We start from the raw sequence: 12,634 nt of genomic DNA on the forward strand, positions 1-12,634 counted from the left end.
GAGAACTGGCCGGTTCTTTCTGACGGAGTAATCATACAAGCCCGGACAGGCGCGTTCAGCGCCGCCTCCGGGGAAAAAACTTACGCGCGTTTTTTCAGCTGCGTCACCACCAGCTGATGGCGAGCATTAAAGAACTTCAGGTAGGTCAGATACCCGGCGATAATCGTTGACAGGCTGGCGGTCGACAGCAGCATAAACGTCACCATAATCTGGTACTTAATCGCTTTTACTGGATCAATCCCGGCGAAAATCAGCCCCGACATCATCCCCGGCAGGCTCACCAGCCCCACCGTTTTCGCCGAATCTACCGTCGGGATCAGCGCGGCGCGAATGCTATCGCGGATAAGCCTTGCGGAAGCCATCTTCGGCGTCGCGCCCAGGCTCAGCTTCTCCTGGATCTGCTGCTGCTCGCTGCTGAAACGCTGCCCCATGTTGTTGTAGCACAGCCCGACCGCCACCATCGCGTTACCGGCCACCATCCCGGCAATCGGAATCACCTGCATCGGCACAAACGCAATCGATCCGGAAAAAACCAGCACCGCCAGGGTTAATCCGGCGCCGGTGGTTATCGCGATAAACGAAGAAACAAAGGCTTTATCGATATATTTGCTGCGCTTTTTCGCATTCCACGCCGCGTTAAAGCAGATAAACAGCACCATCAGCAGCGTCAGCACGGCGTGATTAACGTTAAAGATATATTTCAGCACATAGCCGACGATAATCAGTTGCACAATCGCCCGGCAGATACTCCAGATAATATCTTTTTCCAGCGCCAGCTTTTCCCGGTAGCTGACCACGATCGCCACCAGCACCAGAACCATGGAGAGCGCCAGCGATTCGTTAGTAATATTATGCCCGTTCATTTTTTTTCTCCTCCTGCGCTTTTCCGCCGGCAGGCTTTAGGGTAATCACTTCATCCGCATGGGCAATTTCATTGCTATCGTGAGTGACCCACAGAACGGCGATATTTTTTTCGGTTGTGTAGCGATGGATAATCTCATTCACGTTTTTTTTATTGCTCTCGTCCAGCGCGCTGGTAATTTCATCGAGCAGCAGCACCTGCGGTAAAAACTGCAGATTGCGAATCAACGAAACGCGCTGCTTTTCCCCGCCCGAAAGTTCATTGATTGACTTTTCCAGCGTATTCTCCGCCAGCCCGAAGCGCAGCAGATCGGCGACCAGCGCGTTGGGATCCGGCTGTTGATGACGGATCTGCCACGGGAAGACCAGGTTGTCATACACTGAATCGCCGAACAGCGCCGGGGTTTGCGCGCAGTAGGAAACCTGCTGACGATAGGTTTCCGGCGTTAAGTCATTAATGTTTTTACCGGCGAAGAAAATGCTTCCCGCGGTGGGGCTCAGCAGCGAAGCGATTATTTTTAATAACGTGCTTTTTCCGCAGCCGGAAGGGCCGGTAATCAGCTTAAATTCCCCTGCCCTGAGCTGAAAACTCATCTCATTAAGGATGGTCACTCCATCGGCCTGAAAACCCACATTGTCCAGGCGCAAAATAGCGTTACTTTCGGTCATTATTATTCCCAGTTTTTCGACAACGCCTCTAGTTTACTCCACTTTTCTTTCACCCGGATGCGCGGAAAGATATACTCTGGTTAAACGCGCGCCACTCTCCCGGCGCATCAACAGGCAACAAGACAGGAGGTTTTTGATGCTGATTTTTATCCCCATTCTTATTTTCGTCGCGCTGGTTATCGTCGGAGCGGCGGTAAAAATCGTTCCTCAGGGCTACCAGTGGACGGTAGAGCGCTTTGGCCGCTATACGCAAACGCTGCAGCCGGGGATGAGCCTGGTGGTGCCCTTTATGGATCGTATCGGGCGCAAAATTAATATGATGGAGCAGGTGCTCGATATCCCTTCGCAGGAGGTGATTTCGCGCGATAACGCCAACGTCACCATTGATGCGGTGTGCTTTATTCAGGTTATCGACGCGCCGAAAGCCGCCTATGAAGTCAGCAACCTCGAGCTGGCGATTATCAACCTGACCATGACCAACATTCGTACCGTGCTGGGCTCCATGGAGCTGGACGAAATGCTCTCCCAGCGCGACAGCATCAACACCCGCCTGCTGCATATTGTCGATGAAGCGACCAACCCGTGGGGCATCAAAATCACCCGCGTTGAGATCCGCGACGTACGCCCGCCGGCGGAGCTTATCGCCTCAATGAACGCCCAGATGAAAGCCGAGCGCACCAAGCGCGCCTATATTCTTGAGGCCGAAGGGATACGTCAGGCGGAAATTTTAAAAGCCGAGGGCGAGAAGCAGTCGCAGATCCTCAAAGCCGAAGGCGAGCGTCAGTCGGCGTTTTTACAGGCAGAGGCGCGCGAACGTTCCGCGGAAGCGGAAGCGCGCGCTACGCAGATGGTCTCATCCGCTATCGCTTCCGGCGACATTCAGGCCATCAACTACTTTGTCGCGCAGAAATATACCGATGCGCTGCAGCAAATTGGCGCGGCCAATAACAGCAAAGTGGTGCTGATGCCGCTTGATGCCAGCAGCCTGATGGGCTCCATCGCCGGGATCGGCGAGCTGCTTAAAGAAGGCGCTGGCGCGCAGAAAAAATCATGATCGCGCTGATTCTCGCCCACCCGCATATTTTCTGGCTCAGCCTCGGCGGGCTGCTGCTGGCGGCGGAAATGCTCGGCGGCAACGGTTATCTGCTGTGGAGCGGCATTGCCGGCGTCGTAACCGGGCTGCTGGTCTGGATGCTGCCGTTGAGCTGGGAGTGGCAGGGTACGCTGTTTGCCGTCCTGACTCTGCTGGCGGCCTGGCTGTGGTCGCGCTGGCTGCGTAACCGCGTTAAGCGCCAGAAGCCGGCGGACGCTCAGCTTAATCAGCGCGGGCAGCAGCTGCTTGGCCGCCGCTTTACGCTGGAAACGGCGCTGGTTAACGGCCGCGGACACGTCCGCGTGGGCGACAGTTCATGGCCGGTTATTGCCGATGACGACCTCGCGGCGGGCAGCAAGGTTGAAGTGGTCGCCGTCGAGGGGATTACGCTGCGGATCAGGGAGCTCCCTAACGGCCGCTAGGCCTGCACCTTGCGGTGACAGCAGCCTGAGAGATTATCGATGATCGGGCAGTCCGCGCTGTCATCGCCGGGGCAGGAGTCCGCCAGCGCCAGCAGCTGCGTACGCATGCCCTGCAGCTCGCTGATATGCCGCTCAATTTCCGCGACTTTCTCCAGCGTCCGGCGTTTCACGTCGGCGCTGTGCCGCGAGGGATCGTTGAACAGGAATATCAGCTCGCGACACTCTTCCAGATTAAACCCCACCTGGCGCGCCTGGCGCAGCAGGGTCAGTTCATCCAGATGCTGCTGGTTGTAGCTGCGGTAGCCGTTTTCGCTACGCAGCGGCGGCGTCACCAGCCCCTTCTCCTCGTAAAAACGGATCGCTTTGCTGGTTAAGCCGGTCTTTTTCGCCACATCGCTAATATTCATCTTTCCCCCTTGACCTTCCCCTTGCTGGAAGGTTTAACCTTGTTAATACTCGATGAAAGAGTGTGTTCGGTCAATCATTAACCGGAAATTTATTCAGGAGTTATGTATGTCTACCACTATCGACCTCGCGCTTGATGGCCTCTCCTGCGGCCACTGCGTTAAACGGGTGAAAGAGAGTCTGGAGCAGCGTCCCGACGTTGAGCAGGCGGAAGTCACCGTTACCGAAGCCCACGTCACGGGCAGCGCCAGCGCGGAAGCGCTGATTGAGACCATTAAACAGGCCGGATACGGCGCGGAGCTCAGCCACCCAAAGGCTAAACCGCTGGCAGAATCATCAATCCCGCCGGAAGCGCTGACAGCGGCCACCTCTGAGCTTCCGGCAGCCCGTGACGAAGATGACAGCCAGCAGCTGTTAATCAACGGCATGAGCTGCGCCAGCTGCGTATCCCGGGTACAACACGCGCTCGCCGCGGTGCCGGGCGTCTCGCAGGCGCGGGTCAACCTGGCGGAACGCACTGCGCTGGTGATGGGCAGCGCGTCCGCCGCAGAATTAGTCCAGGCCGTAGAGAAAGCGGGCTACGGCGCGGAAGCTATCGAAGACGACCTCGAACGCCGCGAGCGCCAGCAGGAAACCGCCGTCGCCACAATGAAGCGCTTCCGCTGGCAGGCTATCGTCGCCCTGCTGGTAGGTATCCCGGTCATGGGCTGGGGAATGATCGGCGACAATATGATGGTCAGCGATGATAACCGCGCCCTGTGGCTGGCTATCGGTGTTGTCACCCTGGCGGTGATGGTCTTTGCCGGCGGCCATTTCTACCGCAGCGCGTGGAAAAGCCTGAAAAACGGCACCGCGACCATGGATACGCTGGTGGCGCTGGGTACCGGCGTCGCCTGGCTCTATTCAATGAGCGTCAACCTGTGGCCGCAGTGGTTTCCGATGGAAGCCCGCCACCTTTATTATGAAGCCAGCGCGATGATTATCGGTCTGATTAACCTGGGCCATATGCTGGAAGCCCGCGCGCGCCAGCGCTCTTCGAAAGCGCTGGAAAAACTGCTCGATTTAACCCCGCCGTCAGCGAGGGTGGTCACCGACGAAGGCGAAAAAGATCTGCCGCTGGCTGAGGTTCAGGCGGGAATGATCCTGCGTCTGACCACCGGCGATCGCGTACCGGTCGACGGCGTCATTAGCCAGGGCGAAGCCTGGTTCGATGAAGCGATGCTCACCGGCGAGCCGGTGCCGCAGCAAAAAGGCGACGGTGACGCCGTTCATGCCGGGACCGTAGTGCAGGACGGCAGCGTACTGTTTACCGCCAGCGCCGTCGGCAGTCAAACCACCCTGGCGCGCATTATCCGCATGGTGCGCCAGGCGCAGAGCAGTAAACCTGAAATCGGCCAGCTGGCGGACAAAATCTCCGCCGTGTTCGTCCCGGCGGTTGTGGCGATAGCCCTGTTCAGCGCCGCGATCTGGTACTTTTTTGGCCCGGCGCCGCAAATTGTCTATACCCTGGTGATCGCCACCACGGTGCTGATTATCGCCTGTCCGTGCGCCCTGGGGCTGGCAACGCCGATGTCGATTATCTCCGGCGTGGGCCGCGCGGCGGAGTACGGCGTACTGGTGCGCGACGCCGATGCGCTGCAGCGCGCCAGCACTCTCGATACGCTGGTCTTTGATAAAACCGGTACCCTGACCGAGGGTAAACCGCAGGTGGTGGCGATAAAAACCTTTACCGCCATGGATGAGTCCACCGCTCTGCGTCTGGCGGCGTCTCTGGAGCAAGGTTCCAGCCACCCGCTGGCGCGCGCCATTCTCGACAAAGCCGCGGACCAACGCCTGCCTGCGGTAGAAAACTTCCGCACGCTGCGCGGGCTGGGGGTCAGCGGCGAAGCCGAAGGCCGCCGTCTGCTGCTCGGCAACCAGGCGCTGCTTAATGAGCACAAGATTGCAACGGCTGAAATAGAAGACGACATGACCAACCAGGCGTCACAGGGTGCCACGCCGGTGCTGCTGGCGGTAGATGGTCAGGCGGCGGCGCTGTTCGCCATCCGCGATCCGCTGCGCGAAGATAGCGTGGCGGCATTAGCCAGGCTGCACCGCCAGGGCTATCGTCTGGTGATGCTGACCGGAGATAACCCCACCACCGCCAAAGCTATCGCCAAAGAGGCGGGCATTGATGAGGTGATTGCCGGGGTGCTGCCGGACGGGAAAGCCGATGCGATTAAGCGCCTGCAAAGCGAAGGGCATCAGGTGGCGATGATCGGCGACGGTATCAACGATGCGCCCGCGCTGGCGCAGGCCGATGTGGGGATCGCCATGGGCGGCGGCAGCGATGTCGCCATTGAGACGGCGGCGATTACCCTGATGCGCCATAGCCTGAACGGCGTTGCCGATGCGCTGGACATCGCCAAAGCTACGCTGCGTAATATGAAGCAGAACCTGCTGGGGGCATTTGTTTATAACTCGCTGGGCATTCCGATTGCCGCCGGGATCCTGTGGCCGCTGACCGGCACGCTGCTCAACCCGGTGGTGGCGGGCGCGGCCATGGCGCTCTCTTCGATTACCGTTGTGAGCAACGCCAACCGCCTGCTGCGCTATAAGCCCAAAGCATAAGGCAGCCTCTGGCGAGGGCGAAAACAGGCTTCCCCTCGCCCCCTTCGGGAGAGGGGAAGCCTCAGCCGATTTATCTATTCGAACTCGCGGCCAGGATGCGGAACCGGATAATCAAAATCAACCTTGATCGGCGCCGCATAGCGGCTATTCCACAGCTGGCTGTAAAGCGCGTCCACGCGCGCGGCCATCGACGCATTATTCAGCACCAGCTCAAGGTTGCGTGAGTTATCGAAATAGCCTCCGCTCCAGTTGCTGGTTCCGACCCACGCCGTCGTACCGTCGATGGTCATCAGCTTACTGTGTACCACCCTGGCAAAGGGGATAAACCCTCGGCTGGCGGGAGGTATGGTCACCACTTTTAGCTGAACGTTTGGCACCAGAGAGAGACTCTTCAGCCAGAATACCTCCGGCTTTTTCAGGTTCCAGTTCGCCACCATCAGCTCCACCTGTACGCCGCGGGCCGCCGCGCTGCGCAGGGCGTTATCAATGGGCGCATAAAAGGGCCGGCTCCCCTTTTCTCCCCACGCCAGCGGCGCATAGTCCATCACCTGCACCCGGATCCGCGATTTGGCGCTCGCCAGCAGCCGCGGCAGCGCCACCTGCGAATCAATCACCCCGCCCGGGTTATAATCGCGCGGGCTGGCAACCAGATAATTGCCCTGCGGGGCCGACGCTACCGCCTGCCTCGCCGGCTTCGGTACCGGCTTACTCTCCGCCAGCAGAGCTTGCGCCTGCCAGTCCTGATCGAAAATAGCCTGAATCTGCTGCACCGTTTGCGGATCGCTGATGCGCAGACCGGTCTCCTGGATCTGTTCCAGCGCGCGCCAGTCAAAATTCTGGCTACCGACAAAAGCCTCTTTGCCATCCACCAGCAGATACTTGGCGTGAACAATACCGCCGGTCAGCCGATGGAACGGAATCACCCGCAGCTCCAGGTTGGGGATAGCTTTCAGGGCCGTCAGCGTTTCCGGCGTTGAAAGGCCCACGCCCTTCTCCTCCATCAGAAAACGAATTTTTACTCCACGCTCCCCGGCGGCCCGCAGACGTGCCAGAACCCCATCCAGCAGAGAGCCTTTTTCATTCGCCACGTAAAACTGCGCCAGATCGATATGGCTGCGCGCCGCATCGAACATCTGCTGCCAGACTTCGGCGGCATGACGTAAATCGTTATCCTGTAAGGTGGTTTCCTGCGGCGCGTTATACACCAGCTCGTAGCCGGGTATAGAGAACGCCGCCCATACCGGCTGGCTTAACAGCATCCAGCTCCCCGCCAGTGCGCTCATCAGGCGGCCTGCCGGCCACCCGCATTGACCATGTTCAGGCATAGCGCTGCGCCTCGTGGCCTTCCCAGCGTTTGCCGCCCTGCTCCGGACGGCTGACCGGGCTGCCGGCGCGGATCAGCAGCACCTTCAGCAGTTCGTTGATTCGCTCCATGCGGCTTTGCAAATAGTTATTGCCCACCAGGCACAGCAGCGCAATAGCAATGCCCAGGCCGGTGGCATACAGGGCGGTCCCCATACCCGCAGAAACCATGCTGGCATCGGAGACGCCTGAGGCGGAAAGGGCCTTAAAGGTATCCATAATACCGAGGATCGTCCCCAGCAGGCCCAGCAGCGGCGCGGCGGTGACAACGGTTTCAAGCATCCACAGCCCACGCGACATCTGCGGTTTGCTGAGCAGATACTGAGCGTCGATCAGATCGCTCATCGCCTCACGGTCTTCCGCCGTCTGCTTTTTCTCCAGCACCGGCAGAATGAGGGTCAGCGGGAGGCTACTGCGGCCGGTCAGCGATTCCGGCAGATCCGACGCGCGACGAACGTCCGGCGTCAGCGCCTTTTCAAAGCGCAAAGCCTGACGCTGGGCCCACGAAAAATAGAGGCCGCGTTCAACCAGTATCACCACGGCGATCGCCAGCGCGGCGTACATAACGTAGAAAATAATATCGTGAATCAGATTGGCATCCATCAGAGTGCCCTCCGGTTAATTAAAAGGTTGCTTCCAGCGAGACGCTAAAGGTGCGCTCTTCGCCAACGTTGTAGTACGGGGTACTGGCCTTCACGCCGTCGTAAGCCGCCGCGTTAAAAGTCGTCGAGCGGACGGAGGTCAGGTACTGTTTATCGAACAGGTTATCGATGCCAAAGCGCAGGGTGGCGCTTTTGACAATCTTTTTATCCACCGGCAGATGCACGCCCGCGGCGACATCAAAGACCGTGCGCCCGCCGATTTTTTCGTCGTTGGTCAAATCGCCGTAGAACGAACTGACGTATTTGCCGCCGAAGCTGCCGTAGTAGAGACCATCGTCATAGCCCAGCGACGCGTTAAGCATGTTTTTCGGTACGTTTGGCACCGTTTTGCCCGCCGTTGGCAGCGGATGTCCGCCGTTGCTCACAATGTCGTCTTTTTGTTCGGAATGGGTGTAGGTATAAGAGGTGTAGTAGTTGAAGTTGTACGGCAGCTTACCGCTCCACTCCAGCTCCAGACCTTTACTCTCCACGCTGCCGATGTTCATCATTTCGTAGTCACCATCCGCATTGGTGGTCGAAATCTGCCGGTCGGTATAGCGCATATAGAAGAGCGTCGCGCTCAGCAGCATATCTTCGCGCTGAAAACGCCAGCCCAGCTCGTGGTTCCAGCTCAGCTCAGGTTTGGTGCTGATCGAATCGCCGACGTTGTAGAGTACGTAGTTGGGTGGCGTACGCATGTTGCGCGTCAGGTTATAGAACAGCTGATTTTCGCTATCCGGCTTATAGCTGATGCTAAAGTTCGGCAGGAATTCATGGTAGGTCGCCTGGCGTTTTTCCGCAGCGCTATACAGGCTGCCTTTATTATCGCCTTTACGTTCAACATACTGATAAGCCAGCCCGCCCACCAGCGTCCAGTCCGGCGTCACGAACCAGCTGTCCTGAAGCCATACTTTGTGCGCAGGAGTCACCGTGTACTGGTTACGCCCCTGTACCGTATTGCCGTTCGCATCTTTAACCTGATCGGAACCGCCCGGTTTGCCGGAAACGTTCGCCGGGTTGCCATCGTCCTGAATGCTAATAAACGGCTGGGTCTGCGACTGACGCGCGCGCTCGTACCAGTAGCCAATATCCAGGCTGTGTTCGTCGTTAATATCCCACTTCAATTTCGTGGTAACGCCCGGCCGCCAGGTCTGGGTCCACGAAGGCCGGTAATAGGTATTAGAAGTCAGGTTGCTGAGATCGTACTGTCCGGCGGTATCAGACGTATTGGACAGCACCGAGGCCGTTTGTCCGGTAAAGCTGCCGCCGTTACCCCAGTAGTAATAGGGCTGAACGGTCAACGCGAGGTTATCGCGCAGCTGTAAGCGCTGGGCAAAAGAGAGGGTGAAGGTTTCAAACGGATTACGGTTCAGCTTGTAATATTTGCTCAGTTGACCTTTGCTGTTGTAGACCGGGGTGGTCGAGTAGTCCTGACGCGGGTCTTCTTCGAACTGCGCTTTACTCAGGGTGTTATAGTTGCTGTTATCCTGACGGTTATACTTCATGATCAGGTTGCTGCTGTTGCCGTTGCCATCCTCGTACAGCGAGTTCATTTCGAACTTATCGGAATAATTACGCCCCTCCCCGCGCCATTTTTTGGCTTCAGTATGCGAGTACGAGAGCCAGTTGCTAAAACCGTTGTACTCCCCGGTCTCCAGACGAGCGAAAGTTTTGCTGAGGTTATGGCTGCCGAGCGTTTGTTTGACGAAGCCGCCAAACTCCTTTGAGGGACGCTTTGTCACAAGGCCAATATTACCGCCGCTGGAACCAATATGCGGGCCGTCAGCCTCGGAAGAGCCCTGGGTGACAAAGATCTGCTCAAGGTTTTCCGCGTCGCCCAGCAGGTTGGGGTAGACCGCATAGTTGCCCGAGTCGTTAATCGGGATGCCGTCCATCGACAGGCCGATCTGATCCGAGTTCATCCCGCGCATGGTGTAGTCGATACCGCTCAGGCCGCTGGCGTCATTGCTGTTGACGTTCATTCCCGGCGTATATTTCAGCATGTCGATAGCATTGCTGGCGCCGGGGGCTTTTTCCATCGCCTCTTTGGTCAGGGTGGAACGCGCTTTGCCGCTGTCTTCCTGCACCATCAGACCGCCGCCGAGCGATTGCCCCTTAACGTTAATCTCCCCCACGTCGCTGCTTTCCGCCGCCAGTGAGGCCCCCGATAACAGGGCCGACACCACGGCTAACGCAATCCCAGAATAATTAAAGTTTTTCATTTCTTTTCCTGTAAAAACAAATGATTAATTAGGCTTATGGCGCCTGGTAATTAAACGTCGCGGTAAATTTTTTGCTGCTTTGTCCGGCAAAAGCCTCTTCAGGAAAGGGCTTCAGCTGGCTGATGCTTTGCAGGGAACTAAGCGCAGCGCGATTGAGCAGCATGTTCGGCGCCCTGCTGGCAATACCGGAAGCCAGCACTCTGCCGCTGCGGTCAACCTCCAGCCAGACCTCCACGTTGCCCTGCGGACGTTCCAGCGAAGCCTGACGGCCGCTCGGGTAGCGCTTGCGCTGCTCCAGCTCCCGGCGCAGCGCCTGCAGATAGCCGTTTTCCACCGCCTGCGCGTTCGCCTTCGGCGCCGGGGGAGAAGGCGGCGGGGCCGGTTTACTCACCGGACTACGAACGGCGGCGGGCTGCGGAGCCGCGATCGCCTGCGGTTTCGGCGCTTTTTCCTTCACAACCGGTTTGGGCCTGGGTTTGGCTTTCGGTTTAACAACCGGTTTGGCCTGGATAATGGGTTCTGGCGCAGAAACGACGGGTTCAGCGACCGCCTCCGGTTCCGGCTCAGGTTGAATTTGCGGCGGTATTTCCGGCTGCGGTTCCGGGACAGGCTCCGGCTGCGGCGGTTCGGGTTCAGCCAGCGACAGTTCCATGACCGTATCGTCGTAATGCGGTTTGACCTGCAGCACTGCCTGCTGGCTGACAAACAGTAAACATCCGGCGACGACAAGGGCGGGTAGCCAGCTAACAACGTGACGTGAGCGATAAAGCAGATACATATCACTGCTTCCGTGTGGCAATGGAAATGGAGAAGAAACCACCCTGACGCAGGGTATCCATCACGGCGATCAGGCGTTCCACCGCAACCTCTTTATCGCTGTTCACGATAATGGTGGTGGTTTGGTTTTCCTGCTGCTGTTGCTTCAGGGTATTGACCAGCGCATTCAGGGGCAGCGGCTGGCCATCAAGCTGCAGCTGGTCGCCGATGCCGAGGGTGATAATGGCTTTTTTTTGCGGTTTAAGCTGTTGGGCGCTGCCGGCCGACGGCAGCTGCGTTTTCAAGCCCAGAGCCGGGATCACATTCAGGCTAATCAGGACAAAGAAAACCAGTAGAAACATCATCACATCGATCATCGGGATCAGCTCGATATGGGCTTTATTCTTTTTAGGCTCACTCCAGTTACGCATGTCACTCCCCCCAAAAATTGAAGGGGCCAATATAGAAGCGTTTTGTTTATTTTTTGTTACAGATTTTTTATTTTATTATCACAATAGAGGAATATTTGAGAAAAAAACACCATGGTCATTCACGTTATAAATAGTCACTCCATTGTTTTTTAAGTGATAATTAATTTCAAAACGCCATTACAGAAATGACAAAGAAGAGAACATCAAATTTTTTTGTTATTTTCGTGACATTGCAAAACGCCTCTTCCGTCGCGCACGTTGAGTCCCCTTGCGCCCCAGCCCCCCGCGCGCTAGCATGGCTTCCTCACACTACGGAGCACGTATGGGCCTGTTAAACCGAATAAAAATGCTGTGGCAAGCCGCCGTCGGCTCGTCTTATTCCTGGCCCGCGCTGGATATCACGCTTCCCGGCGAGCGCTATCTGCACCTGGTCGGCAGTATTCATATGGGCACCCGCGACATGTCGCCGCCGCCCGCCAGGTTATTAAAAAAGATCCGCCAGGCCGATGCGCTGATTGTGGAAGCGGATATTAGCGGCAGCGAAACGCCGTTCAGCAACCTCCCCTCCTGTCCGCCGCTGGCGGAACGCCTGAGCGCCTCCCAGCTTGCTGAACTGCAAGAGCGGGCAGGAGAAATGGGGCTGTCCATCGCGCTGTTCGACAGCCAGCCGCTGTGGCAGGTGGCGATGGTATTGCAGGCGACACAGGCGCAAAAACTGGGCCTAAGGGCGGATTACGGCATTGATTATCAACTGCTGATGGCGGCGCGCGAGAGCAATATCCGCGTGATGGAGCTGGAGGGAGCCGACAGCCAGATAGCGCTGCTGCGGGATCTGCCCGACGGCGGCCTGGCGCTGCTGGAGGATACCCTCACCCACTGGCGCACGAATGCGCGTCTGCTGCAGGTGATGATCGGCTGGTGGCTGGAGCAGCCGCCGTCAACGGGCGCAACCTCGCTGCCGACAACGTTTAGCCAGTCGCTGTATGATGTGCTGATGCATCAGCGCAATCTCGCCTGGCGCGAAACGCTGCTGGCGCTGCCGCCGGGGCGCTACGTGGTTGCCGTAGGGGCGCTTCATTTGTACGGGGAAGGAAATCTGCCGGACATGCTGACGTAAAAAAATGGCCAATATTGCTATTGGCCCGTCAAAGAGGAATTTCAT

Annotated in this window: 12 protein-coding genes; 4 read left to right on the forward strand and 8 right to left on the reverse strand. The window is 57.7% G+C overall.

Annotation, left to right across the window (positions count from 1 at the left end; translation table 11 throughout):
- Positions 1-80 precede the first annotated feature (80 nt).
- Both fetB and fetA read right to left on the reverse strand, forming a co-directional pair.
- Positions 81-863 carry an iron export ABC transporter permease subunit FetB gene (gene fetB, locus ABLV30_RS16545; RefSeq protein WP_004129987.1) on the reverse strand — a complete coding sequence of 261 codons (783 nt, stop codon included), beginning with the start codon at positions 861-863 and terminating at the stop codon, positions 81-83.
- The gene (gene fetA / locus ABLV30_RS16550; RefSeq protein ID WP_004848402.1) at positions 850-1,530 is read right to left on the reverse strand and encodes an iron ABC transporter ATP-binding protein FetA; all 681 of its coding nucleotides are present in this window, start codon (positions 1,528-1,530) and stop codon (positions 850-852) included. The genes fetB and fetA overlap by 14 nt, the downstream gene beginning before the upstream one ends.
- 136 nt (positions 1,531-1,666) lie before the next feature.
- Between fetA and ABLV30_RS16555 the strand changes: the two genes are divergently transcribed.
- Positions 1,667-2,584: an SPFH domain-containing protein gene (locus ABLV30_RS16555; RefSeq protein WP_004129981.1), complete on the forward strand. Its 918-nt coding sequence runs from the start codon at positions 1,667-1,669 to the stop codon at positions 2,582-2,584.
- Complete coding sequence (locus ABLV30_RS16560) at positions 2,581-3,045, forward strand: NfeD family protein (RefSeq protein WP_032748316.1); 465 nt, start codon at positions 2,581-2,583, stop codon at positions 3,043-3,045. The genes ABLV30_RS16555 and ABLV30_RS16560 overlap by 4 nt, the downstream gene beginning before the upstream one ends.
- Here the strand turns inward: ABLV30_RS16560 and cueR are convergent.
- On the reverse strand, positions 3,042-3,452 hold the full coding sequence (gene cueR / locus ABLV30_RS16565; protein WP_048261479.1) for a Cu(I)-responsive transcriptional regulator: 411 nt from the start codon (positions 3,450-3,452) through the stop codon (positions 3,042-3,044). The genes ABLV30_RS16560 and cueR overlap by 4 nt on opposite strands.
- Before the next feature lie 106 nt (positions 3,453-3,558).
- On the opposite strand from cueR, the gene copA reads away from it, so the two are divergent.
- Positions 3,559-6,060 (forward strand): copper-exporting P-type ATPase CopA, encoded by a 2,502-nt coding sequence (copA, locus tag ABLV30_RS16570; protein ID WP_265800599.1) that lies wholly within the window; start codon positions 3,559-3,561, stop codon positions 6,058-6,060.
- Positions 6,061-6,134: 74 nt separating this feature from the next.
- On the opposite strand, the gene ABLV30_RS16575 is transcribed toward copA, so the two are convergent.
- From ABLV30_RS16575 to ABLV30_RS16595, 5 genes are read right to left on the reverse strand one after another with little or no spacing between them, the layout of a single operon-like run.
- Positions 6,135-7,385 (reverse strand): phospholipase D-like domain-containing protein, encoded by a 1,251-nt coding sequence (locus ABLV30_RS16575; RefSeq protein ID WP_025107135.1) that lies wholly within the window; start codon positions 7,383-7,385, stop codon positions 6,135-6,137.
- Positions 7,378-8,025 (reverse strand): MotA/TolQ/ExbB proton channel family protein, encoded by a 648-nt coding sequence (locus tag ABLV30_RS16580; protein WP_004137930.1) that lies wholly within the window; start codon positions 8,023-8,025, stop codon positions 7,378-7,380. Before ABLV30_RS16580 ends, ABLV30_RS16575 begins: the two co-directional genes overlap by 8 nt.
- Before the next feature lie 19 nt (positions 8,026-8,044).
- Entirely contained in the window at positions 8,045-10,285 is a 2,241-nt protein-coding gene (locus tag ABLV30_RS16585; RefSeq protein WP_004848383.1) for a TonB-dependent receptor, read from the reverse strand.
- 34 nt (positions 10,286-10,319) lie between these two features.
- Positions 10,320-11,063, reverse strand: a complete 744-nt coding sequence (locus tag ABLV30_RS16590) for an energy transducer TonB (RefSeq protein WP_025107136.1) — start codon at positions 11,061-11,063, stop codon at positions 10,320-10,322.
- A gap of 1 nt (position 11,064) precedes the next feature.
- The gene (locus ABLV30_RS16595; RefSeq protein WP_025107137.1) at positions 11,065-11,472 is read right to left on the reverse strand and encodes a biopolymer transporter ExbD; all 408 of its coding nucleotides are present in this window, start codon (positions 11,470-11,472) and stop codon (positions 11,065-11,067) included.
- Between the two features lie 322 nt (positions 11,473-11,794).
- Here ABLV30_RS16595 and ABLV30_RS16600 point away from each other — a divergent pair, with 322 nt between their 5' ends.
- Positions 11,795-12,589, forward strand: coding sequence for a TraB/GumN family protein (locus tag ABLV30_RS16600; RefSeq protein ID WP_025107138.1), 795 nt, complete (start codon positions 11,795-11,797; stop codon positions 12,587-12,589).
- Positions 12,590-12,634: the final 45 nt, after the last annotated feature.

The sequence above is a fragment of the Klebsiella sp. CN_Kp113 genome (assembly GCF_040064585.1).
In the GTDB taxonomy this organism is placed as follows: Bacteria; Pseudomonadota; Gammaproteobacteria; order Enterobacterales; family Enterobacteriaceae; genus Klebsiella; species Klebsiella michiganensis.

Bases quoted from the DNA above. Each gene is read 5' to 3' on its own strand.
- ABLV30_RS16590 (WP_025107136.1), bottom strand. From the start codon at position 11,063: ATGTATCTGCTTTATCGCTCACGTCACGTTGTTAGCTGGCTACCCGCC.
- ABLV30_RS16575 (WP_025107135.1), bottom strand. From the start codon at position 7,385: ATGCCTGAACATGGTCAATGCGGGTGGCCGGCAGGCCGCCTGATGAGC.
- ABLV30_RS16600 (WP_025107138.1), top strand. From the start codon at position 11,795: ATGGGCCTGTTAAACCGAATAAAAATGCTGTGGCAAGCCGCCGTCGGC.
- ABLV30_RS16585 (WP_004848383.1), bottom strand. From the start codon at position 10,285: ATGAAAAACTTTAATTATTCTGGGATTGCGTTAGCCGTGGTGTCGGCC.
- ABLV30_RS16580 (WP_004137930.1), bottom strand. From the start codon at position 8,025: ATGGATGCCAATCTGATTCACGATATTATTTTCTACGTTATGTACGCC.
- ABLV30_RS16560 (WP_032748316.1), top strand. From the start codon at position 2,581: ATGATCGCGCTGATTCTCGCCCACCCGCATATTTTCTGGCTCAGCCTC.
- fetB (WP_004129987.1), bottom strand. From the start codon at position 863: ATGAACGGGCATAATATTACTAACGAATCGCTGGCGCTCTCCATGGTT.
- copA (WP_265800599.1), top strand. From the start codon at position 3,559: ATGTCTACCACTATCGACCTCGCGCTTGATGGCCTCTCCTGCGGCCAC.
- ABLV30_RS16595 (WP_025107137.1), bottom strand. From the start codon at position 11,472: ATGCGTAACTGGAGTGAGCCTAAAAAGAATAAAGCCCATATCGAGCTG.
- cueR (WP_048261479.1), bottom strand. From the start codon at position 3,452: ATGAATATTAGCGATGTGGCGAAAAAGACCGGCTTAACCAGCAAAGCG.
- fetA (WP_004848402.1), bottom strand. From the start codon at position 1,530: ATGACCGAAAGTAACGCTATTTTGCGCCTGGACAATGTGGGTTTTCAG.
- ABLV30_RS16555 (WP_004129981.1), top strand. From the start codon at position 1,667: ATGCTGATTTTTATCCCCATTCTTATTTTCGTCGCGCTGGTTATCGTC.